The sequence below is a fragment of the Pseudotenacibaculum sp. MALMAid0570 genome (genome assembly GCF_040151415.1).
GTDB lineage: Bacteria > Bacteroidota > Bacteroidia > Flavobacteriales > Flavobacteriaceae > Polaribacter.
In genome coordinates, this window is the sequence record NZ_JBDKWF010000048.1 from 83,606 (window position 1) to 105,919 (window position 22,314).

Annotated in this window: 24 protein-coding genes; 8 read left to right on the forward strand and 16 right to left on the reverse strand. The window is 32.5% G+C overall.

The window, feature by feature from the left end; all coding sequences use genetic code 11:
• Positions 1-16: 16 nt before the first annotated feature.
• The 3 genes from lpdA (at position 17) to AAON49_RS08580 (ending at position 2,591) form a co-directional block, all read left to right on the forward strand.
• Positions 17-1,405 (forward strand): dihydrolipoyl dehydrogenase, encoded by a 1,389-nt coding sequence (gene lpdA / locus AAON49_RS08570; protein ID WP_349554104.1) that lies wholly within the window; start codon positions 17-19, stop codon positions 1,403-1,405.
• 214 nt (positions 1,406-1,619) lie between these two features.
• Positions 1,620-1,985 (forward strand): VOC family protein, encoded by a 366-nt coding sequence (locus tag AAON49_RS08575; RefSeq protein WP_349554105.1) that lies wholly within the window; start codon positions 1,620-1,622, stop codon positions 1,983-1,985.
• The gene (locus AAON49_RS08580) at positions 1,986-2,591 is read left to right on the forward strand and encodes a hypothetical protein (protein ID WP_349554106.1); all 606 of its coding nucleotides are present in this window, start codon (positions 1,986-1,988) and stop codon (positions 2,589-2,591) included.
• On the opposite strand, the gene rlmF is transcribed toward AAON49_RS08580, so the two are convergent.
• Together rlmF and bshC are read right to left on the reverse strand one after the other, a co-directional pair.
• Positions 2,588-3,451: a 23S rRNA (adenine(1618)-N(6))-methyltransferase RlmF gene (rlmF, locus tag AAON49_RS08585; RefSeq protein WP_349554107.1), complete on the reverse strand. Its 864-nt coding sequence runs from the start codon at positions 3,449-3,451 to the stop codon at positions 2,588-2,590. The genes AAON49_RS08580 and rlmF overlap by 4 nt on opposite strands.
• Positions 3,452-3,463: 12 nt before the next feature.
• Entirely contained in the window at positions 3,464-5,053 is a 1,590-nt protein-coding gene (bshC, locus tag AAON49_RS08590; protein ID WP_349554108.1) for a bacillithiol biosynthesis cysteine-adding enzyme BshC, read from the reverse strand.
• A gap of 190 nt (positions 5,054-5,243) precedes the next feature.
• Here bshC and AAON49_RS08595 point away from each other — a divergent pair, with 190 nt between their 5' ends.
• The 5 genes from AAON49_RS08595 (at position 5,244) to AAON49_RS08615 (ending at position 11,824) form a co-directional block, all read left to right on the forward strand.
• The gene (locus tag AAON49_RS08595) at positions 5,244-7,727 is read left to right on the forward strand and encodes a M14 family metallopeptidase (protein ID WP_349554109.1); all 2,484 of its coding nucleotides are present in this window, start codon (positions 5,244-5,246) and stop codon (positions 7,725-7,727) included.
• Between the two features lie 49 nt (positions 7,728-7,776).
• A complete protein-coding gene (locus AAON49_RS08600) occupies positions 7,777-8,241 on the forward strand; it encodes a hypothetical protein (protein WP_349554110.1) in 465 nt (154 codons plus the stop codon).
• Between the two features lie 152 nt (positions 8,242-8,393).
• A complete protein-coding gene (locus tag AAON49_RS08605) occupies positions 8,394-9,986 on the forward strand; it encodes a DUF4836 family protein (RefSeq protein WP_349554111.1) in 1,593 nt (530 codons plus the stop codon).
• 5 nt (positions 9,987-9,991) lie between these two features.
• Positions 9,992-10,621, forward strand: coding sequence for an ATP-binding cassette domain-containing protein (locus AAON49_RS08610; RefSeq protein ID WP_349554112.1), 630 nt, complete (start codon positions 9,992-9,994; stop codon positions 10,619-10,621).
• A gap of 3 nt (positions 10,622-10,624) precedes the next feature.
• Positions 10,625-11,824, forward strand: a complete 1,200-nt coding sequence (locus AAON49_RS08615) for a transporter (RefSeq protein ID WP_349554113.1) — start codon at positions 10,625-10,627, stop codon at positions 11,822-11,824.
• A gap of 202 nt (positions 11,825-12,026) precedes the next feature.
• Here AAON49_RS08615 and AAON49_RS08620 read toward each other — a convergent pair whose 3' ends face one another.
• From AAON49_RS08620 to AAON49_RS08685, 14 genes are all read right to left on the reverse strand, one after another.
• Entirely contained in the window at positions 12,027-12,782 is a 756-nt protein-coding gene (locus AAON49_RS08620) for a Dph6-related ATP pyrophosphatase (protein WP_349554114.1), read from the reverse strand.
• Positions 12,783-12,784: 2 nt separating this feature from the next.
• Complete coding sequence (locus AAON49_RS08625; RefSeq protein WP_349554115.1) at positions 12,785-13,165, reverse strand: hypothetical protein; 381 nt, start codon at positions 13,163-13,165, stop codon at positions 12,785-12,787.
• A gap of 50 nt (positions 13,166-13,215) precedes the next feature.
• Positions 13,216-14,535, reverse strand: coding sequence for a 30S ribosomal protein S12 methylthiotransferase RimO (rimO, locus tag AAON49_RS08630; protein WP_349554116.1), 1,320 nt, complete (start codon positions 14,533-14,535; stop codon positions 13,216-13,218).
• Between the two features lie 37 nt (positions 14,536-14,572).
• Positions 14,573-14,929, reverse strand: coding sequence for a four helix bundle protein (locus AAON49_RS08635; RefSeq protein WP_349554117.1), 357 nt, complete (start codon positions 14,927-14,929; stop codon positions 14,573-14,575).
• A gap of 123 nt (positions 14,930-15,052) precedes the next feature.
• Entirely contained in the window at positions 15,053-16,696 is a 1,644-nt protein-coding gene (locus AAON49_RS08640) for an amidase family protein (protein ID WP_349554118.1), read from the reverse strand.
• Between the two features lie 177 nt (positions 16,697-16,873).
• A complete protein-coding gene (locus AAON49_RS08645) occupies positions 16,874-17,314 on the reverse strand; it encodes an SRPBCC family protein (RefSeq protein ID WP_349554119.1) in 441 nt (146 codons plus the stop codon).
• Between the two features lie 4 nt (positions 17,315-17,318).
• Entirely contained in the window at positions 17,319-18,272 is a 954-nt protein-coding gene (ftsY, locus tag AAON49_RS08650) for a signal recognition particle-docking protein FtsY (protein WP_349554120.1), read from the reverse strand.
• Between the two features lie 104 nt (positions 18,273-18,376).
• Complete coding sequence (locus AAON49_RS08655) at positions 18,377-18,529, reverse strand: DUF4295 domain-containing protein (RefSeq protein ID WP_349554121.1); 153 nt, start codon at positions 18,527-18,529, stop codon at positions 18,377-18,379.
• A 40-nt stretch (positions 18,530-18,569) separates the two neighbouring features.
• On the reverse strand, positions 18,570-18,752 hold the full coding sequence (rpmG, locus tag AAON49_RS08660) for a 50S ribosomal protein L33 (protein WP_140595061.1): 183 nt from the start codon (positions 18,750-18,752) through the stop codon (positions 18,570-18,572).
• 23 nt (positions 18,753-18,775) lie between these two features.
• The gene (rpmB, locus tag AAON49_RS08665; RefSeq protein ID WP_105004371.1) at positions 18,776-19,015 is read right to left on the reverse strand and encodes a 50S ribosomal protein L28; all 240 of its coding nucleotides are present in this window, start codon (positions 19,013-19,015) and stop codon (positions 18,776-18,778) included.
• 76 nt (positions 19,016-19,091) lie between these two features.
• Entirely contained in the window at positions 19,092-20,342 is a 1,251-nt protein-coding gene (locus AAON49_RS08670; protein ID WP_349554122.1) for a CinA family nicotinamide mononucleotide deamidase-related protein, read from the reverse strand.
• A 12-nt stretch (positions 20,343-20,354) separates the two neighbouring features.
• Positions 20,355-20,687, reverse strand: a complete 333-nt coding sequence (locus AAON49_RS08675) for a hypothetical protein (protein ID WP_349554123.1) — start codon at positions 20,685-20,687, stop codon at positions 20,355-20,357.
• A gap of 22 nt (positions 20,688-20,709) precedes the next feature.
• Complete coding sequence (locus tag AAON49_RS08680; protein WP_349554124.1) at positions 20,710-21,318, reverse strand: fumarylacetoacetate hydrolase family protein; 609 nt, start codon at positions 21,316-21,318, stop codon at positions 20,710-20,712.
• Positions 21,319-21,390: 72 nt separating this feature from the next.
• Positions 21,391-22,230 (reverse strand): 1,4-dihydroxy-2-naphthoyl-CoA synthase, encoded by an 840-nt coding sequence (locus AAON49_RS08685; RefSeq protein ID WP_349554125.1) that lies wholly within the window; start codon positions 22,228-22,230, stop codon positions 21,391-21,393.
• Positions 22,231-22,314: the final 84 nt, after the last annotated feature.

Below are 22,314 nucleotides of genomic sequence, written 5' to 3' on the forward strand. Positions count from 1 at the left end.
ATAAAACAACTAAAAGATGAAATACGACGTAATAGTAGTTGGTAGTGGTCCTGGAGGATATGTAACTGCCATTAGAGCTTCTCAATTAGGATTGAAAACCGCTGTAGTTGAAAAAGAAAACTTAGGTGGTGTTTGTTTGAACTGGGGATGTATTCCAACCAAAGCTTTGCTAAAAAGTGCTCAAGTATATGATTATTTAAAACATGTTGACGAATATGGTTTAAAAGCTGAAGCAATTGATAAAGATTTTGAAGCGGTTATCAAAAGAAGTCGTGGTGTAGCTGAAGGAATGAGCAAAGGAGTTCAATTCTTAATGAAGAAAAATAAAATTGATGTTATTGAGGGTTTTGGAAAAATCAAAACCGGAAAAAAAGTAGATGTTACTGCAGCTGATGGTAAGGTAACTGAATACAGTGCAGATCACATCATTATTGCCACAGGAGCTCGTTCTAGAGAGTTACCCAACTTACCACAAGACGGTAAAAAAGTAATTGGATATAGAGAAGCTATGAGTTTACCAAAGCAACCAAAATCAATGATTGTAGTTGGTTCTGGTGCTATTGGAGTTGAGTTTGCTCACTTCTACAACTCTATGGGAACTGAAGTAACTATTGTAGAGTACTTACCAAATTTAGTTCCATTAGAAGACAAAGATGTTTCAAAACAATTTGAACGTTCTTTCAAAAAATCAGGGATCAAAGTAATGACCAACTCTTCAGTTGAATCTGTAGATACTTCAGGAAAAGGAGTAAAAGCAACTGTAAAAACTAAAAAAGGAGAAGAAGTTTTAGAAGCAGACTTAGTATTATCTGCTGTAGGAATCAAAACCAATATTGAAAATATTGGGTTGGAAGATGTTGGAATCATTGTAGATAGAGATAAAATTTTAGTAAACGATTGGTATCAAACCAATATTCCAGGATATTATGCTATTGGTGATGTTGCTCCTGGACCAGCCTTAGCACACGTTGCTTCTGCTGAAGGAATTACTTGTGTAGAAAAAATTGCCGGTTTACATACAGAAGCTATCGATTACGGAAATATTCCTGGATGTACATATGCAACTCCAGAAATTGCTTCTGTTGGATTAACTGAAGAGCAAGCTAAAGAGCAAGGATATGAGCTAAAAGTTGGAAAATTTCCATTTTCTGCTTCTGGAAAAGCAAAAGCCGCTGGAACTCCAGACGGATTTGTGAAAGTAATTTTTGATGCAAAATACGGAGAGTGGCTAGGTTGCCATATGATTGGAGCTGGAGTAACCGATATGATTGCTGAAGCTGTATTAGGTAGAAAACTAGAAACTACAGGGCATGAAGTATTAAAAGCAATTCACCCGCATCCAACGATGAGTGAAGCTGTTATGGAAGCTGTAGCTGATGCGTATGATGAGGTAATTCACTTATAAAACATACACAAGACAACAAACAAAAACCGAAGCTAAAGCTTCGGTTTTTTTATGGCACCATATTTGTGATTAACAAAACATTAACATAAACTTTCCAACCATGATTCTAAGTTTACTAAAAGCAAGATTTGTGGGGAGAATTGCTAACTAAAGAAAAAGTTATACACTTTTTAAAGCCGAAGAACCCCCTCTTCGGTTTTTTTTATCTTTGAACATGACTCAATCTAATTTTCGACAAATAGAGCCTGTCTTACCCTCTCAAGATATCCAACGAGACATCAAATGGTATCAAAAATACACAGGTTTTACTCCTGTTCATACCGATAACATGTATGCTGTTTTGAAAAGAGAAAACTTATCTATTCATTTACAATGGCATGCAGATTCTGAAGAGGATCCTTTACTTGGTGGTTCTGTGATTAAAATTTTTGTCAAAGACATTCTATCCATCTTCCAAGAGTTTGTAGAAAGAGGAACTATAAAGCCCGAAAAATTGCGTAAAAACACTCCATGGAAAACTCACGAATTTGGTTTTTATGATCTGAATAAAAATGCCATTTTTGTGGTTCAAGATATTTAGATGATAACAATTACCAACTCTAAAGGATTTCTCATAGAAATTATCAAAGCTATTCTTAAACTAACGGTTGCTGGATTTGTAATTGGTTATTTAAAAAGTTACGACCTCATTATTGCCATCATTTTACTTTTAAAAATTGTTCATGTTATCTATATCAATCTATGGAAACCACATCAGAAAAATTGGATTCTCTTAATAGGTATGCTTCTTACTGGTTTTGGCGGAATCATTGGAGAATATTGGGGAGTAAGTAATCACTATTGGGAATATCATGATGTCTCTAGAGAATTGCCTTTATGGCTACCCTTCGCATGGATGTTGGCTTTCTATTTTTTATATCGAATAGAATCTGGTTTAATTCAACATATTCAACATAAAACTATTAGCAATAAACTCATCATCGCATTTTGGTTATCATTAATTATTCCTGCTTTTGGAGAAGTAATCACTATTAATTTAGGAGTTTGGACCTACTATTGGCCTTATCAATTATTTGGAGTTCCACTCTATGCATTTCTTTGCTTAGTTTTTGTACACATGTTGGTATACACACTACTCTATTTTCTATGCAAGAAATACAAAATCAAAGACATTGTCTTTAGTTAAAATTGCCAAGCTACAATTCTAGTTACCTTATTCCCTTGATGCATCGGGATTATTTTAAACGTTTTTACTCCCAACTTTTTAGCTGATGTTTCAAGGCTTTTTACGTTTTCTTTTTTGGAAACTAAAGACGTAAACCAAATACTCTGTTTTGGAAATAAAGAACTTTCATATAAATAGTTATGCAAAAATGCTTTTTCACCCCCTTCATACCAAAGTTCATTATTGTTTCCAGCAAAATTTCTTACAGCATTGTTCCCTAAATTTCTAGACTTTCTAGCGTTTGCTCCTTTTGCTTCGGCTGCTGATTTATAAAAAGGAGGATTACACATTGTTACCGAAAACATATCATCTGTTTGTAGAATACCTTTTAAAATTTGCTGTTTGCTATTTTGGTATCTAAGTTCAATAACATCATTCAAATTGTTTTTATCAATAATTCTTTGAGCCGATAGCAAAGAATCCCTATCGATGTCGGAAGCAACCATTGTCCAATTGTATTCTTTTACTCCTAGTAAAGGATAAATACACGTTGCACCAGTTCCAATATCAAGTACTTTAACATCTTGTAAATTTAGAGGTGATAACAAATCAGAAAGATGATGAATATAATCTACTCTTCCGGGAATTGGTGGACATAAGTTCTCATCTGGAAAGTCCCAAAAGTGAATTCCATAATGATGCCTTAGTAAAGAACGATTCAGCTCTTTTACCGCTTTTGGGTCAGAAAAATCAATAGAGCGAACCTTAAATTTATTCTGAAACAAAAAGGCATTTAGTCTACGATTCTTCTGAATTAATGCTTCAAAATCATAGCCTTGCTTATGTTTATTCTTAGGATGTAATCCTTTATGAAGGGCCATTCTTAGGGGAAATTAGACCTCTAAAATAGTAAATTCTAGTTGTAATGGTTGTAAGGCCTCTTTCAAAGTTGAAATAAAATTAGGTCCATACTCTAAATAAAACTCAGAGAAATTACGTTGTCTTTCTTCTAAACTTTGATTGGGTAATAACTCATCTTGTAGAGTTATAATTCTAGTAACTAAATCGGAATGTTTTCTTTTTTCTGCTCTTAACAATCGTTTTTCTAAGTTTTTCAACCCTTTTAATTGTTTTTGTTGTTGTGCATTCACTGCTCCTACAAAAGAAACATCTGTTTGTTCAGCAACTCTTTGTAAAGCAGCAAATTGTTGTTCCAACAAAGTTTGCGCATCTTGAAAACTAAACTGAATATCAGAATTCTCTTTTACTTTTTTAGCTAGTAATTTATGTTGTTTGATAAATATTTCCTCTAAAGAAACATTTAAGTTTTTTAGTTTTTTTGCTTGTTTTTCAGATATCACCTGAACAGAATTTCTCAACAATAAAATAGGAAAAGGAATTTCAACCTTGTTGAAATAATTTTTCAGCTCTAACCAATAAGCCAACTCACCTCCTCCTCCAATATAGCAGAGGTTGGGTAAGATTACTTCTTGATATAAAGGACGCATAATTACATTAGGACTAAATCGTTCTGGGTGGGACTCTAGTTCTTGTAAAATCTCTTCCTTAGAAAAAGAAATGTCGGTATCGTTTACTAAATATGTCCCTTCCTCAAATATAATTCGTTCTCTTATTGTATCTGTTAAATAAAATAAGTTAATCTCTCTTGGATTTACCTGTACCTTATACTCTTTTTCAAAATCAGTTATGGTTTGAGAAACAGCTTTAAAAGAGGTTTGATGTAACAATTCATCTTTAACAATCGGAGCAAAAAGTTGTTTTAAATTTGCATGATCTGCATCCACAATTACAAGACCATATTCCTTAAACAATTCATTAGCTATATATAAAGTAGCATCAGACAGATTCTGGTGATTTATGTATGCTTTTTTGAAAAGATTTTTTAAATATTCTGCATTTCTTGTAGCGCCGATATGTTTAGAAAAAACTTCAAGTACTTCTTTAAGTCCTTTTGTGTTAAATCTCCCAACTGCACCTCCATCATTTCTATTCCAAACTACTTTAGTTCCTTTAAAATTGAAATAATTGATTTCTTCAAAATCATGATCTTCAGTAGCCATCCAATAGACAGGTACAAAATGTTGTTTCGGAAATTTTTCAGAAAGCGTTTCGCATAAATTTATCGTAGAAATAATCTTATACAAGAAATACAAAGGACCTGTAAACAAGTTTAATTGATGACCAGTAGTTATAGTAAATGTATTTTCGTCCTGTAAACTTTCAATGTTCTCAATAGTTAAATCAGAAGCTTCCACATTCTCATATTGCTTTTGCAAAGTCTTAACCAATACATCTCTATTTTCTTTTGAAAATCCTTTTTTCTCTTCAATTTGCTTGGCAAATCCATCAATATCAGGGAAATTATGATAGTATTCCTTAATACTTTCATTCTTTTCTAAATAGTCTTTCATAGTTTTAGAAAAGAAGCCGGTTTGTTGAAATGGTATATGTGTAACTTTCATGCAGTTATTTATTTATACCAATACAAAAGGTGGTTAGTGTAGAAACTTGACAGTCGCTTTCGTTTGTAGTCATAGTTCAAAAATACGATTTTTTGAAACTTAGACGAAAGTCCTTGTTTATTCTAACAAAGATTTAACTTCCAACAAAAAATAATATTCTGTACATTTGGTTTCCATCAAAATAAACTCAATGAAATTTAGAATACTATTACTTGTTTCGATTCTTTTTACAACAACCATTATTGCTCAAAGCATTCAATCTCCAGAAGAATTCTTAGGATATAAACTTGGAGAACGATTTACCCGTCATCATAAAGTTGTAGAATATTTCACCTATGTAAGCAATCAACTTGGAAATGTTGAAATGGAAAAATATGGTGAAACCAATGAACATAGACCTTTATACATTACCTATGTTTCTTCACAAAAAAACATTGATAATCTAGAACAAATTCGTTTAAAAAACTTAGGTCAAACTGGTTTAAAACCTTCTAACGGTAATAATGATATTGCTATTGTTTGGTTGAGTTACAATGTACATGGAAATGAAGCTTCTAGTACTGAAGCTTCAATGAACACCTTATATAAGTTGGTTACTGAGAAGAAATCTTATTTAGAAAACACTTTAGTAATTATAGATCCATGTATTAATCCTGATGGTCGTGATCGTTATGTAAACTGGTTCAATCAGGTGAGTAGTTCTCCTTATAACAGCGATCAAAATGCAAAGGAACATAGAGAACCATGGCCAAGTGGTAGACCAAATCACTATTTATTTGATTTGAATCGCGATTGGGCTTGGGCCACTCAAGTAGAATCTGCTCAACGCTTATCAGTATATAATAAGTGGATGCCTCATATTCATGTAGATTTTCATGAGCAATTCATTAATAATCCATATTATTTTGCTCCTGCAGCAGAGCCTTTCCATGAAATTATTTCTGATTGGCAACGTGACTTCCAAACTCAAATTGGAAAGAATCATGCGAAATATTTCGATCAAAATGGTTGGTTGTATTTTACAAAAGAGAGTTTCGATTTATTATATCCTAGTTATGGTGACACCTACCCAACCTATATGGGAGCAATTGGAATGACTTACGAACAAGCTGGGCATGGTATGGCTGGATTGGGAATTGATACTGATCATGGATATGAATTGACGTTGATAGATAGAGTTGCACATCATACAACAACTGGATTGTCTACTGTTGAAATTTCTTCTAAGAATGCAACAAAATTAAATTCTGAGTTCAAAAAATTCTTTGATAACAGAGGTTTACTGTATAAAAGTTATGTCTTAAAAAATGAAAACAAAGACAAAACTCAACGTTTAATTGATTTGCTAGACAAACATGAAATTGATTATGAATATGCTAAAAAAGGACAAGTAAGAGGATACAACTACCAAACTCAAAAAGAATCTAGAATGAATGTTTCTAATAACGATTTGGTAGTTCATACAGATCAACCTAAAGGGAAAATGGTGAAGGTTTTATTTGAACCTAATGCCAAATTATCTGATTCTTTAACCTATGATATTACTGCATGGTCTATTCCGTATGCTCATGGTTTTAAAGCTATTGCTTCTAAAACAAAAGTAAATTCATCAAAAGGTGTAAACACCAATGTAATTGTTAATGTGCCTAACAAATCTTCTTATGCATATTTGGCTAAGTGGAATAGCTTAGAGGATGCTACATTCTTAGCTCAGATTTTAGATCATGGAATACGAGTTCGTTTTGCTGAAAAAGATTTCTCAACTGAAGGAAACAACTATAAGAAAGGAACATTGATGATCTTACGACACGACAATCGTCAGGCAGATTTCGATTCTAAACTTATTGCTTTGGCCAATAAATATGGCAGAAAACTAACTGCTGTAAGTACTGGATTTGTTAGCAAAGGAGTTGATTTTGGATCGAGTAGTGTAAATCCTATTAACAGACAAAAAATTGCTCTTTTATCAGGACAAGGAACTTCTTCATTAAGTTTTGGTGAGATTTGGCATTTCTTTGAAACGCAATTAAAATATCCAATAACAATTATAGATACTGACTACTTTGGTGGTGTAGATTTAGATAATTACGACGTTTTAATCATTCCAAATGGTTTTTACGGAAGAGTCTTAAATAAAAGCGGTTTAGAAAAAGTAAAAGAATTTGCGCAAAACGGTGGAACTGTTATTGCAATTGGAAATGCTTTACGCAGTTTTGCTGATAAAAAAGGTTTTGCTCTTAAGAGTAAAAAAAGTGCTAATAAAGAGGCTCCTAAAGCAAATTTGACTCCGTATGCAGATCAAGAAAGAGCAGGCGCCGATAATTTAATTACTGGTGCAGTTTTTAAATCGAAAGTTGATGCTACACATCCTTTAGCGTTTGGTTATGGTAATGAATATTTCTCTTTAAAATTAGGAAGCCGTACTTATGATTATCTACAAAACGGAGGAAATGTTGCCTACTTTACCAAAGATGCTACCAATGTTTCTGGATTTGCAGGAAGTAAAGCTGTAAAAAACATTCCAGAATCCTTATTAATTGGAGAAGAGCGTAAAGGTGGAGGAAGCATTATCTATTTTGTAGACAATGTGCTGTTTAGATCTTTCTGGGATAACGGAAAGTTATTCTTTGTGAATGCGTTGTTCTTTAGAAACTCAAGTGATATAAAGAGGTAATTGACACCTCCCTAAATCCCTCCTAAGGAGGGATTTTTAACTCATTGTCTTGATAGAACTTCAAGGATTCATATATCGTATTATGAGTAAATACCCAGAAATACAAGCTTTAGAAAAGATAACTCAAGATTTTGACATTAACATCAAAGTTTTGGGAGAAGAATTTCTGTTTAAAGCATTAGGACATGTATGGGTTGAGTTTACTATCAATAAAAACTCTTTCGTATTGCTAATTGACGATGAAGTCAACGATTTTAAAATTAACAATCCACTACTTCACTTATGCTTGATATTAAGAGAATTAGAAACTTATAGCGAGGAAGAAGATATTTTAGAATGGACTAAACACAAATACCTTGACGCCGGAGATTCGAAGGTGTTAAACTACTACAGAAGTCTCTCGGGAATCTACAAGCAAATTGAAAGGGCCTTAGGAACAATTAATTCACACATTTCTTATTACGATTTTGAGTTTAATGCTGGGGCTGCGAAGGAGTTGAGAAAAAGTAATTAAACTAATATCATTTCAAAATGATGCTTTTTCCTTCATGTTATTTTTCTTACTTTTGACAAGCTATAGGTAAGAAATTTTCTTAGTGGTTAAAAATTGCTATTATCACAAATCTTCCTATTCTAAATAAAAATTAACCAATCAATAATTGTATAATGAAAAAAATCAAAAAAACATTTTTCAGCATAACGCTATTTGTACTAACTACAATGTTTTTAGCATCGTGTTCTTCAAAACCTAATAGTTTAAAAGCGATTCCTAAAGACACTAACTTAGTTTCTTCAGTAGATATCTACTCTATTGCCTCTAAAGGAAAATTAACAGACATGTCAGAATTTAATTTCTTTAAAGCTTTCAATACTGAAATAAAAAATGAAAACAAGAAAGTTGCAACTATGATGGATGATTTGATGAAAGATCCTCGATCATCTGGACTGGATTTAACCTCAGATTTATTCTTTTTCGTTTTAGATAAAGAACAACAAGGAATGTACATGTGTTTTTCTATTGAAGTAGATAGTGAAGAAAAATTCACTCAATTTGTAAAAGATTTAGTAGCAGAATCTGGAGTTCAACTTCCTATAGAAGAGGCTGAAAATTACAAGCATATAAATTTTGGAAGTCAAATGGCAATGGCATGGGATAATGAAAAGCTAATTTTAGCATCTCCTCAAAGTTATAAGGGTGGAAAAGGTTTGAAAACTTTAATCGAAGAATTGATTAGCCTTGAAGAAAAAGATCAGATAACTTCTAATGAAGATTTTAATCAGTTCTATAGCAAAACAAAAGATCTCAACTTTTGGATGTCTACCAACATCTTAGAAGGTTTTCCTGGAATGGATATGTTTAAAGAACAAGTTGGTTTTGACCTTAGGGACAATCAACTTTCTGCTTTTTTAGATTTTGCAACTGATAAAATTGTATTAAAAACAGAATACAAACCAAATGCTGAGTTGCAAAAGCAAATGGATGAATATAACATTCTAGATAATGATTTCGACAAAGACCTATTAAAGTTATTTCCTGATAATGGGTTTATTTCTATGAGTGCTTCTATAAATCCAAATGGATACTATAAAATGATTTCTAGTCAAAAATCATTTGATATAATGTTAGACCAAATTCAAAAAACATATCCTATTAACGTTAAAGAAATGTTTGAAAGTGTTGGCGGAAATATGGTGTATACTATTTATAGTTCTGATAATACAGCTAATGATGGTACAATGATTCCTTTGATGGGATGTGCTTTTGATATCAAGAGTGATAAAATGTTAGTAGAGTTAGCAAAGAATATGCCTGCTGAAGCTAAGAAAGGGGAAAATGAATTTGAAATGGAAATTGTTCCCGGCACTTCTGTATATATTATCTATGATGATTCTAAAGGGTTAATTACAAATGATGTGAAAAGTGTAAATGCATTTAAAAACAATACTACTTACGCTTCAAATCATTTAGGAAATTCTGCATTAGCTAAGAATTTAGCAAATAACTCTATGTATATGTATATGAATTTAGATTTTAAATCCTACTCTAAATCTCTACAAAAACAATTAGGAGACAGTCAAGGAACAAAAGTGGTTTCTATGCTAGAAACATGGGGTGAAATGGCTAAAAGCATGGAGTTTAAACAAATTAATAGTACTTCAAGCGAGTTTATATTCACCACAAGTGATGATGGTGTTAACAGCTTATATAAAATTATTTCTACCATTGATAAGAACATGAACCAATTGGCTCCGTTTTAATCTAAATGAGAATAGAACTTAATAATATCAAACCTACGTATATGTCGGAAGCAGATGTTGCTGCTTCCGATGTATATAAACAAAATAGTGTTGTTTTTGAGAAAGAAAAAAAATACTTGATCAAAGCACATTCTGGTCACGGAAAGAGTTCTATCTTAAACTTTATCTACGGAAGTAATCTAAATTTTGAAGGAGAAATTCGATATCATTCAAACATCAATAAAAATATTTTTGAGTATAGAAAAACTAACATTAGTTACGTTTTTCAAGATTTTAAGTTATTTCCAGAATTAACTGTTTTTGAAAATATTCAACTAAAAAACCTACTTACGAGTTATAAATCTGAAAAAGAGATTGATGAATTGATCAATCAGGTACAGCTTAGTCATAAAAGAAATTCTTTGGTGAAAAATTTATCATTAGGTCAAAAACAACGTGTTACTTTGATAAGAGCTCTCTGTCAACCATTTGATTTTTTACTGTTAGATGAACCTTTTAGTCATTTAGACAATAATAATATTGAGAAAATCTCTCAAATTATCGAAAAGGAATTGGAGCAACAAAAAGCAGGACTCATTCTTACTTCTTTAGATAGTTCATATCTATTTACCTACGATCAAGTTTTAAACTTATAATAGATGCTTTTAAAACTTCAAAAAAAGACGTTAAATCTTACTCAGATAATTGGGTATACACTTACTTTATTTATCGGGATTGTTATCATTTTAACAACCATTCAGTTGTTTCTAGATGCCAAACCCTTACTGTTTAAAGATTCTTCTGTTTTTGAAAGTAAATCTACAGTAATTAGTAAGCAGATTTCGATTTTTAAATCTCTAGATAAAGAGAAAATATATTTTACGCAATCAGAAATTGACAATTTAAAAAAGCAGAAGTTTGCTAAAGACGTTTCTCTGTTTACCAGTGCTAGATTTAAAGTAAAAGCACAATCTAAACAAACTGCTAATGTTCCTATGTTTTCAACCGATTTATTCTTTGAAAGCATTTCTGAAAAACATTTAGATGTAAAGCCAGAAGATTGGAAATGGGGTATTTCTCAAGATTTTATTCCTATCATCATTCCTGAAGACTATGTAAACCTCTACAATTTTGGTTTTGCAGAAAGTCAAGGATTACCGGTAGTTTCTAAAAACACCATCTCTCAAATAGAGTTCCATATTGAAATTTCAGGAAATTCTAAGTCTCAGTTATACTCAAGTAAGATTGTAGGTTTTTCTAATAAAATTAATTCTATTCTGGTTCCTCAAGATTTTATGCTTTGGGCTAATAACGAATTTGGAGAGTTAAAAGCTCAAAAAACTAGTCGTGTTCTAGTCGAATTTAACGATCCTTCTGATGAAGGCATTCTTAAGTATTTTAATGATCATAATTATACGATTAATAAAGAAAATTTAGAGTTTGGAAAACTATTCTTCTTTTTCAAATCTGCTTTAATCTTTGTCTTTATTATTGCCATTATTATCATCATACTGTCTGTAGCATTTATTTTAATGAGCTTGAATTTAATTATTCATAAGAACAAAGATTTGATTCTAAACTTATATCATATCGGGTATAATCACAAAAAGATTGCTAAGTTTTATCAAATTATTATTAGCAGTACTACTTTTTTAGCTATTGTAGTGGCAATTATTGTGAGTAGTAGTATTCGAAATAGTTATCTAAAAGAGTTTCAAAATTTCTTTGATTTCTCATTGCAAAGCAATCGTATTGTTTTATTTGGTGCAGTCATCATGCTTATTTTAATTCTTTTATACAATCTATTGTTGACTAAGAATATTAAAAAGATTGTATTTCCTAAAAGGATGTCTTTTTAAGAGATTTATAAATCCTAAAGTAGTTCACAAATACTAAAAATTCATCAGTTTGTCATTTCGGCCGAAGTGGAGAAATGTCTTTATAACTCACAATTATTATTTATGAGATTCTCACGTCGTTTCGAAATCTCGAAACTCCTCAGAATGACATACTTTGTCCTTTCACTTTACTCTTTACTCTTTACTCTTTACTCTTTTCTCTTTACTCTTTTCTCTTGTTTCCTAACTCTTTCAGTAACAAATCACAATACCAAAAACTGGTATCATAATTTTTCTGTTCTTCTTTAGATTGGTGACAATTATCGGAATCTTCTTCGTGTAAAGTATAAGAACGTAAGACCTTCTCTCCTATCTTGAAATCTATTGGTTTTGAAAAAATAGGTCCATCAAACACAAAGGTGTGAAATTCGCCATTCTCACCACAAACATCAACGTTTTCAGGTAAATCTTTGATGAATTGTTCGTCAATTACACGGCCAACAAACTCTTTTCCCAATAGTTTAGCATTCACACATACCGTAATCGCTTTGAATCCTAGGCCCAAAAATTCCTGTATGAGACTTCTTGTATCTTTTTTCCAAAGGGGATAAACTCCTTGAATTCCTACCTCAGCTAATTTTGAATCTCTATACGATTTTAAATCTTCTAAAAAGATATCTCCAAACATACCGTGTTTGTAGTTTTGATCCAGTAAAGAAGTCATTGCCAATTTCATAGTTTTGGAGTAATCGTCCATAGTTACATTGGCGGCAAAAGGAATTTTCAATAAGGGAAGTCCTATAGATTTGGCTTGTTGCTCTAGCAATTCGTTTCGCAATCCGTGCATAGAAACACGATTAAAATCCTGATTGACGGTAGTTACTAATAAATCAATTCCATATTCAGAGTCTTGAAGCATCTTATACAATGCTAGTGCGGAGTCTTTACCTGATGACCAATTGAAGTAGGCTTTTTTCATAATTATATATATATAATACCCAGAGCAACTAATACATACATAACAATACCTACAATAGAATAAATAACAAATTCATCAACTCTTCTCTTAAAACCTAATCTTAGCTCTTCTTCAGTATTTATAAAAGTAGATTTAACATATCTATTAAATCTACCAAAAGGAAGGAGGATAAATAATATAGTCTCTGACCAACTTAAAGGCTTGTTGATTCTCTTATTAGCAAAATCAATTCTTTGCAATACTATTTTTCTATTATCATTTGAAAGAGGTAAATCACAAACTTTCTTTTTTAATGATGAAAAATCATATCTTTTATCAATCATTAAATGCGCAAAGTCTTCTATTTCAAATTGTAGTACTGTACTTTCAAGCAACTCTTTCATCTTTTATTATAAAGCTCTACAAGACATCTCGACTGCACTCGATGTCACAATTATTCATCTTTTACAGGAGTTCCGTATAAGTCAAAATCTCCAGCTTCATAGATCTTTACATCAACAAACTCACCAATCTTGATATAATGTTCTCTAGCGTCAACTAATACATCATTATCTACATCAGGTGAATCAAACTCTGTACGTCCATAGAAATAGTTTCCTTCTTTTCTATCAAACAAACAACGGAAAGTCTTACCAATTTTTTCTTGATTGATTTCCCAAGATATTTGAGATTGAATTTCCATAATCTCATTCACACGACGGAATTTCACATCTGCAGGAACATCATCTTCTAAAGCAAAAGCTCCTGTATTTTCTTCGTGAGAATACTCAAAAGCACCCAAACGCTCAAAACGCATTTCTTCTACCCAATCTTTTAGCTCTTGAAATTGTTCTTCGGTTTCACCAGGATAACCTACAATTAATGTTGTTCTAATAGCCATGTTAGGAACTGTTTCACGGAACTTATGAATCAACGCTGTCGTTTTTTCATGGGTCGTCCCACGTTTCATTGACTTTAAAATTTCTGTATTGATATGCTGTAGTGGAATGTCTAAATAATTACAAACCTTGGGTTCATTATTCATAACCTCCAATACATCAACCGGAAATCCTGTTGGAAATGCATAGTGCAAACGAATCCACTCAATTCCTTCAACATTCACCAATGCTTTCAGTAAATCTGCTAAGGCTCTTTTTTTATAGATATCTAAACCATAATAGGTTAAATCTTGAGCAATCAACATGAGTTCTTTGATTCCTTTTTCAGCTAGTTTTTCAGCTTCTGTAACGATTTCTTCAATAGGTGTAGATTTATGTTTTCCGCGCATTAAAGGAATGGCACAAAAAGAACAAGGACGATCACAACCTTCTGCAATTTTTAAATAAGCATAATGTTTGGGTGTTGTGGTTAAACGTTCACCAATCAATTCATGCTTGTAATCAGCTTCTAAAACTTTCAATAAATTTGGCAAATCATGAGTTCCAAAATACTGATCTACATCAGAAATTTCTTTTTCTAAGTCTGGTTTATAACGTTCACTCAAACATCCAGTTACAAAAACCTTATCTACATCTCCAGCTTCTTTTTTCTCTACATAATGTAAGATAGTATCTACAGATTCTTCTTTGGCTTTTCCAATAAAACCACAGGTATTGATTACCACAATGTTTCCTTCATCATTTTCATCTTCATGAACAACTTCCTTTCCATTCGCTTTTAGCTGTCCCATCAACACTTCTGAATCGTAGATATTCTTAGAACATCCTAAAGTAACTACGTTGATTTTATTTTTTTTTACCGTCTTAGTACGCATAATTAAAGATTAAGTAGAAAGGAGTATAGAGTAATGATTACTGTAAACTAGCTCTCAACTTTTTTATGTATGTGTTTAATATTTTTGATACTTCAGAAAGTTCTTCTTGTAAACTTTCAGTTATTGAAAAATTTAAGTCTTGAATTAGAATCAAGAAATATCTTGTTTCTTCCAGCGATCCATTAGCGATATATAAAAATCTAAGTTTCTCTTTAGGACTTATTCGTCCAAAACCTTCAACAATGTTAGCCGGAACTGAAACACAACTTCTCTGAATTTGATTAATCAACCCAAACTTCTCTGAATCTGGCAATTGAGAGCTTAATTTATAAACTCCTAAAACCAATCCATGCGCTTTTTTCCAAAGCACTAAATTTTTAAAACTTTTTCCCATAGCATCATTTTTATTTTTCTCTTTAGCCTTTTCTTTTTCTTTACTCTTTATCCTTTACTCGTTAATCCTTACTCTTTTCTTCTTTATAAATAATCCACAAAAATAGCCCTTCTCATCTAAATTCTATTCGTAATTCTTAGGCAATTTTCTATGCTTCGTTAATTGTTCAAATGCATTTCCTAAAACGTACAATCTAGATTCCTCTTTATCCTTTACAATAAAAGTCATATTCATAGGTTCTCCTGATTTTTTATACCCCATTGGCACTGTAATGTTAGGATATTCTGCAACTGCTGAAAATGCTGAGTGATAATTATTAATAGATAAAATTGCATCCAGATTTTCGGTATCTAAGGCTTCAAAATATTGACGCGCATTTTTCATTAAAGTCTTCTTGATTTCTTGTAATTGCTCCACAGTTGTAGTATCTGCCACAATTCCGTCAAAAAGTTGTTGTCCGTATGGAGCCCTAAGAATAGAATCTTTTAAGTTAAAATCAACCACATCTTTTACAGAACGAACAGTTACATTAGGATCTGTATGATTTTTTAAATATTCGGGAAGATCGTGCTTCATATCGATATTCAAAAGCGTTAAAAAACCTGGCAATCCAACTTGTGGGGGTGTAATTTCTACAATTTCTGCTCCAGCTTCCTTGATTATATTCACATTGGCATTGAACACAGAATCTTGTAAATATGATTTTATAATTCCAAATCGTTTTCCTTTTAGGTTATCCTTAAATGTGCCATAGTTTCTATCGACGTAGTTATACGATTTAGAATCGTTTGGATCATATCCATACATTGCGTTAATCATGATCCAATTATCCATAACACTTTTTGTCATAGGGCCTGGTGTATCTAAGGTACTAGAAATAGGAACAATTCCTACTCTACTCAACAATCCAATGGTAGGCTTTAAACCAACTAAAGAATTCTGACTTGAAGGTGATGTAATAGATCCCGCAGTTTCTGTTCCAACAGCTGCAACAGCATAGTTTGCAGCTACTGCAGCACCACTAGCAGCACTTGAACCACCTGTTTCAAATTCTCCTCTTCCATAAGGATTTAAAGTTTGACCTCCCACAGCACTATAGCCTAGAGGACAACCAGAACAAAAATAATAAGCCCATTCACTCAAGTTTACTTTTCCTAAAATCAAAGCTCCTTCTTCCTTCAATCTAGTAACAATAAAAGCATCTTTAGTATTCTTATTTTCAGATAAGGCTAGAGCGCCAGCAGTTGTTGGCATTCCTGCAGTATTGATATTGTCTTTTAAAAGAATTGGCATTCCATAAACTTTATTCTGATCTATTCTTTTTGAAGCCCTTTCCTGATCTCTTTGTCTTGCTTCATTAAGCACATTAGGGTTTAAAGCTATGATTGCATTTAATGATTTTGTACTATCACTTTCAAATTTTCTGATTCGGTACAAATAAAACAGCGTCAGTTTTTCATAGGTTAACTGACCGTCTCTTACACTTTTTTGAATACTAGGAATATTTTGCTCTATAATTAAAGGCTTCAACATATTGTATTCTTCCTCAGAAAAATTTTCTAGTTCATTTTCAAAAGGTTTGAAAACTTCATTCATATTCAAGTATTTCGACTGAAATAGCTTGAATTTCATACGAGGGTTTTGATGCTCTTGTTGTTTTTCTAGAGCTTGTGTTTCATCGTATTTTTGGAAAAAATCTGGTGCTTGCTTTTCTTGACAAGCATACACAAGAATTACTACTAGGAGAAGTGTAAGATATTTTTTCATGGTCTTGTATTTGATAAGAATCAAAGATAACTCATTAAACCTTATCAAAAAACCTTAGTCTTATAAACATGTAGCTACATGTTTATACGTAGCCTCTCCCCCCAACCATGCATATCCCTCGTGTTTTGTTTGAACTAAATAATCACGGGGGTTATCAAATTTATAACAATGGGCATATTATTCTCGTTTATCGAAAGAGATAATCACACCCTTTTCTACATAATTCTTAAGACCATTTAATAGCATTGCCCAACAGAAAGAAGAGTGTTTTAAGTGATCGTTGTTTTTTAACCAACCCGTGTGACTGAATCGAAGGTAGGTTCCATTATCTTTCGGTTCCAAAACAAAACCAAAAGTAGTAGGATTCCAGTCGTCATCTGCTTCAGTCATCTTAATAAAGAACAACTCGTTTTGCTTTACTTCTGAGACAATTCCGAACCAATTGTACTGATCTGTAAAATTTAAATTGTATTTCGTTCCTAATTTTGGTTCTCCTGAAGATTTTAGAGACCACCAATTGTTTAGGTGTTCAGGAAGGCTTATGGCATCAAATACTTTTTCTACTGAAGCTTTAATCAGTAAATTGTGGTAAATAGAAAAACCTTTTTCTGAACTCATTATCTTATTTAAAGAAACTATCTACAAACTCGTGTTTATTAAATACTTGTAAATCGTCAATTCCTTCTCCTACTCCAATATATTTTACAGGAATTTGAAACTGATCTGAGATTCCAATCACAACACCGCCTTTTGCAGTACCGTCTAGCTTGGTTACAGCTAAGGAAGTTACTTCTGTTGCTTTGGTGAATTGTTTAGCTTGTTCAAAGGCATTTTGACCTGTAGAACCGTCCAATACCAAGAGTACATCATGCGGTGCATCATCAATTACTTTTTGCATTACACGCTTAATCTTGGTTAATTCATTCATCAAATTCACCTTATTATGCAAACGACCAGCAGTGTCTATAATCACAACATCGGCTTCTTGAGAAACTGCTGATTTTAAAGTATCAAAAGCTACAGAAGCAGGATCAGATCCCATTTCTTGACGTACAATTGGAACATCTGTTCTGTCTGCCCAAACTTGCAATTGATCTATGGCTGCAGCTCTAAAGGTATCGGCTGCTCCTAAGACTACTTTGAGTCCTTTCTTTTTAAATTGAGCGGCTAATTTTCCAATGGTTGTTGTTTTTCCAACACCATTCACTCCCACTACCATTAATACATAAGGTTTTTTATCAGCTGGAATAGTAAAATCTGTTTCTTCCCCAACATTTGTCTCAGAAAGTAGACTTGCTATTTCTTCTCTAAGAATTTGATTGAGTTCTTCTGTACCTAAGTACTTATCTCTTGCAACACGCTCTTCAATCCTATCGATTATTTTTAACGTAGTATCTACCCCTACATCTGATGAAACGAGTACTTCTTCTAGATTATCTAAAACATCATCATCTACTTTAGATTTTCCTGCAACTGCTTTGGATAGTTTATTGAAGAAGCTAGATTTAGATTTTTCTAATCCTTTGTCTAGTGTTTCCTTCTTCTCTTTTGAAAATATATTCTTAAAAAAACTCATTGATTGATTTCTAATTAAAGTGCTTCAAAATTAACGAAATAAACGGCATAAAAAAAGCTACCTCCATAAGAAAGTAGCTTTGTAATATTGTGATAAAGGTAAACTTATTTCTTAGCTAAGAAGTCGTTTACTTTTGTTGGATCCATAATCGCTTCAACAAATGTGTAAGCTCCTGATTTTGGAGACTTTACCATTTTGATAGCTTTTGTTAGTCTTTTAGAACCTGTCTGTAATGATGCTACTGCTTTCTTTGCCATGACTTAGATGTTATCTGACATTTTTATAAAAAATGTCGAATTATTTAATTTCTTTATGAACTGTCATTTTCTTCAAAATAGGATTGAATTTCTTTAACTCAATTCTATCTGGAGTATTCTTCTTATTCTTAGTTGTAATGTATCTAGAAGTTCCTGGTTGTCCAGAAGCTTTGTGCTCTGTGCACTCTAAGATTACTTGTACTCTGTTTCCTTTTTTTGCCATCTTTCTATACTTTATCTAGAGAATTACTTAGTTAAGAAACCTTTCTCTCTTGCTTCTTTGATAACTGCAGAAATTCCTTTCTTGTTGATATTTTTTAACGCAGAAGCAGAAACTTTCAATGTAATCCACTTATCTTCTTCTGGAATGTAGAAACGCTTAGTCATAAGATTAGCGTTAAACTTTCTTTTCGTTCTGTTTAAAGCGTGAGAAACATTGTTTCCTACCATCGCTTTTTTTCCTGTTAATTCACAAACTCTAGACATCTTCTTACAGTTTTTGGTTCTTATCTTTAAACGAGGTGCAAATGTACGACAATTTTAAAATTCTGCAAAAACAATCTTAGTTATTTTTTAGAATTTCTTCTTGTAACATTTCTAAAGATTTATTTACCGTTCTTTTAATGACTTTTTCTCTTGGTTGACCAAAATTATACTCCTTGCATATTACTCCATTCTCAGAAGCAATAGCAATAAAAACAATCCCTACAGATTTATCTGTCTCATCCTTAGTGGGACCTGCATTTCCGGTAATAGCGATTGAGTAATCTGTTTTCATTTTTTTTCGCGCAGAAATTGCCATTTGCTCGGCAACCTCTTTACTCACTACAGTAAACTGATTAATTGTTTCTTGACTAATTCCTAATAATTCTTTTTTGGTTTCTGCAGAGTATGTTATTACACTTCCTTTAAAGTATGAAGATGCACCCGCCACCGAAACTATCGTTGAAGCAATTCTACCTCCTGTCATACTTTCTGCAGTTGAAACTGTTAAGTTATGATCATTCAATAGTTTTCCTACATGTTTTTCAATGGTTTCTCCGTCGTCAAAACCTGTTATGATATCAGGAATTAAAGCATAGAGCTCATTTATTTTTTCTTGAATGGTGTTTTGAAGTAATTCTTTGTTTGTTCCTTTTGCAGAGAGTCTTAATCGAACTCTTCCAAAAGATGGCAAATAAGCAAGCTTAATGAAATTGGGTAAACTTTCTTCCCAGCCTATAATTCGTTCGGCAATTACACTTTCACCTTGTCCATAGGTCATAACCGTCTTATGAAGAATATGCGGTAATTGAAACTGTTTTTGAATTCTAGGTAATACTTCATACTTCATCAACCCTTTCATTTCATAGGGAACACCAGGCATAGACACAAAAACAGTGTTGTTTTCATAAAACCACATTCCAGGCGCCGTACCAAATCTATTAGGAAGCATTGTAGCTTTAGAAGGTAATAAGGCTTGATACTTCTGTACCTCATTTACAGGATGACCAACTCTTTTGAATAGTCGAACGATATTGTCATAGACTTCTTGATAATGTATCATTTCAGTATCATTGAAGTATTCTCCAATTGTTTTTTTAGTAATATCGTCCTTTGTAGGACCAAGACCTCCAGTAATTAAAATTAGATCAGCTCTACCATTTGCTTCTTCAAGCGCTTCTAAAATATGCTCTCTATTATCTTGAACAGAAGATATTTGATGTACAGAAATTCCTATTTTATTTAACTCAACAGCCATCCATTGCGAGTTGGTATCTACAATTTGACCGATGAGAATCTCATCACCTATAGTTATAATCTCTGCATTCATGTCAACTGGTTCTTATTTTGTTCCGATATCATCTATGTTGAATGACTTCTCATCTTCACTCTTATATTTAATCCACGATTTTTTTAAAAAATAGTGCATTATATATGAAGTAATAATACCAAAAGGTATGCTAATTAAACCAACTGTTGTCTCATTTAAGTCTGAAATTAACGCTTCAGGATTACTAATAAAAAAAATAACTGTATATGTTACTCCAGCTGCATAGAATCCAAATATATAACTGACTACTCCTAAAACACCAAAACCCCACTTATTCTTATTATATTTCTCAGCCAGTTTATAGAAAATTCTTCCAGCGAAGAAAAGCAGTAATATTCCTAACATAGTAATTTGTTTTTGTTAATTTCTATTTTACTCTAATTTGAAATGCTTTTTGATCTTCTATAATTCCAATCAATTCATCATTTTCTTTAACTTTTCCAACTCCTGCTGGTGTTCCTGTAAATATTAAATCTCCTTTTTTGAGTGTGAAGTATTGAGAAACATAGCTAATTAATTCATCTATTTTCCACAACATAGCTTTTGTATTTCCGTCTTGCACTACTTCATCATTTTTTAACAATTGAAAAGAAAGGTTCTCTAGATCAAATTCTGTTTTTGAAAAAAACTGTCCAACAATAGCACTACCATCAAAAGCTTTTGCCTTTTCCCATGGTAGTCCTTTTTCTTTACATAGTGCTTGAACATCTCTTGCGGTAAAATCGATTCCTAATCCAACTTCATCATAATATTTATGAGCGAATCGTGCCGCAATGTGTTTTCCAACTTTATTAATCTTCACCAACACCTCCACTTCATAATGTACATCATTAGAAAAAGGTGGTATAAAAAAAGGATTGTTCTTTGGAAGAATGGCTGAATCTGGTTTCAAAAAAATCACAGGACTTTCTGGTCTTTCATTCGCAAGCTCTTCAATATGTTTAGCGTAGTTACGCCCAATACAAATTATTTTCATATTCAATTATCAGATATCAATTATCAGATATCAATTGTACGTTAACATTGATTAATGGTAATTGTTCATTGACTAAGGGATCCACTTTTTATCAAAATTTGGTTTTCTTTTTTCTAGGAACGCATTTCGTCCTTCAACAGCTTCATCAGTCATATAAGCCAAACGTGTTGCTTCACCTGCAAAAACTTGTTGCCCTACCATACCATCATCGGTTAAATTCATGGCAAACTTGAGCATTTTAATAGATGTTGGTGATTTTGCTAAAATTTCTTGCGCCCATTCATAAGCCGTACTTTCTAACTCATCATGAGGAATCACAGCATTAACCATTCCCATTTCATAAGCATCTTGCGCAGAATAGTTTCTTCCTAAGAAAAAGATTTCTCTTGCTTTTTTTTGTCCAACCATTTTTGCTAAATAAGCCGAGCCATATCCTCCATCAAAAGAGGTAACATCAGCATCTGTTTGTTTGAAAATAGCATGTTCTTTACTTGCCAATGTTAAATCACAAACTACATGCAAACTATGACCTCCTCCTACAGCCCATCCAGGAACAACAGCTATTACAGCTTTAGGCATAAAACGAATTAAACGTTGAACTTCTAAAATATTCAATCGGTGGTATCCGTCTTCACCTACATATCCTTGATGACCTCTTGCCTTTTGATCTCCTCCAGAACAAAAGCTCCAAATACCATCTTTGGTAGAAGGTCCTTCAGCAGATAACAAAACAACTCCAATAGAAGTATCTTCATTAGCATCATAAAAAGCATCATACAATTCGCTAGTTGTTTTAGGTCTGAATGCATTTCTTACATTGGGTCTGTTAAATGCTATCCTAGCAACACCATTGCACTTTTTATAGGTGATATCTTCGTATTCTTTTGCAGTAATCCATTCTGGTTGTATCATAATTTCAAACTTTAGTCGTTTACTAGTTGGATGTATTTTTCATTAAAGAGAAGACAAAAATAAAACTTTCAGAATTGGCAATAG

Excerpts from the sequence above, each read along its gene's own strand:
- AAON49_RS08605 (WP_349554111.1), top strand. The coding sequence starts at position 8,394 with ATGAAAAAAATCAAAAAAACATTTTTCAGCATAACGCTATTTGTACTA.
- AAON49_RS08640 (WP_349554118.1), bottom strand. The coding sequence starts at position 16,696 with ATGAAAAAATATCTTACACTTCTCCTAGTAGTAATTCTTGTGTATGCT.
- AAON49_RS08670 (WP_349554122.1), bottom strand. The coding sequence starts at position 20,342 with ATGAATGCAGAGATTATAACTATAGGTGATGAGATTCTCATCGGTCAA.
- AAON49_RS08685 (WP_349554125.1), bottom strand. The coding sequence starts at position 22,230 with ATGATACAACCAGAATGGATTACTGCAAAAGAATACGAAGATATCACC.
- ftsY (WP_349554120.1), bottom strand. The coding sequence starts at position 18,272 with ATGAGTTTTTTTAAGAATATATTTTCAAAAGAGAAGAAGGAAACACTA.
- AAON49_RS08575 (WP_349554105.1), top strand. The coding sequence starts at position 1,620 with ATGACTCAATCTAATTTTCGACAAATAGAGCCTGTCTTACCCTCTCAA.
- lpdA (WP_349554104.1), top strand. The coding sequence starts at position 17 with ATGAAATACGACGTAATAGTAGTTGGTAGTGGTCCTGGAGGATATGTA.
- AAON49_RS08625 (WP_349554115.1), bottom strand. The coding sequence starts at position 13,165 with ATGAAAGAGTTGCTTGAAAGTACAGTACTACAATTTGAAATAGAAGAC.
- AAON49_RS08610 (WP_349554112.1), top strand. The coding sequence starts at position 9,992 with ATGAGAATAGAACTTAATAATATCAAACCTACGTATATGTCGGAAGCA.
- rpmB (WP_105004371.1), bottom strand. The coding sequence starts at position 19,015 with ATGTCTAGAGTTTGTGAATTAACAGGAAAAAAAGCGATGGTAGGAAAC.
- rlmF (WP_349554107.1), bottom strand. The coding sequence starts at position 3,451 with ATGGCCCTTCATAAAGGATTACATCCTAAGAATAAACATAAGCAAGGC.
- AAON49_RS08615 (WP_349554113.1), top strand. The coding sequence starts at position 10,625 with ATGCTTTTAAAACTTCAAAAAAAGACGTTAAATCTTACTCAGATAATT.
- rpmG (WP_140595061.1), bottom strand. The coding sequence starts at position 18,752 with ATGGCAAAAAAAGGAAACAGAGTACAAGTAATCTTAGAGTGCACAGAG.
- AAON49_RS08580 (WP_349554106.1), top strand. The coding sequence starts at position 1,986 with ATGATAACAATTACCAACTCTAAAGGATTTCTCATAGAAATTATCAAA.
- AAON49_RS08635 (WP_349554117.1), bottom strand. The coding sequence starts at position 14,929 with ATGGGAAAAAGTTTTAAAAATTTAGTGCTTTGGAAAAAAGCGCATGGA.
- AAON49_RS08595 (WP_349554109.1), top strand. The coding sequence starts at position 5,244 with ATGAAATTTAGAATACTATTACTTGTTTCGATTCTTTTTACAACAACC.
- AAON49_RS08620 (WP_349554114.1), bottom strand. The coding sequence starts at position 12,782 with ATGAAAAAAGCCTACTTCAATTGGTCATCAGGTAAAGACTCCGCACTA.
- AAON49_RS08680 (WP_349554124.1), bottom strand. The coding sequence starts at position 21,318 with ATGAAAATAATTTGTATTGGGCGTAACTACGCTAAACATATTGAAGAG.
- AAON49_RS08655 (WP_349554121.1), bottom strand. The coding sequence starts at position 18,529 with ATGGCAAAGAAAGCAGTAGCATCATTACAGACAGGTTCTAAAAGACTA.
- AAON49_RS08675 (WP_349554123.1), bottom strand. The coding sequence starts at position 20,687 with ATGTTAGGAATATTACTGCTTTTCTTCGCTGGAAGAATTTTCTATAAA.
- AAON49_RS08645 (WP_349554119.1), bottom strand. The coding sequence starts at position 17,314 with ATGAGTTCAGAAAAAGGTTTTTCTATTTACCACAATTTACTGATTAAA.
- rimO (WP_349554116.1), bottom strand. The coding sequence starts at position 14,535 with ATGCGTACTAAGACGGTAAAAAAAAATAAAATCAACGTAGTTACTTTA.
- bshC (WP_349554108.1), bottom strand. The coding sequence starts at position 5,053 with ATGAAAGTTACACATATACCATTTCAACAAACCGGCTTCTTTTCTAAA.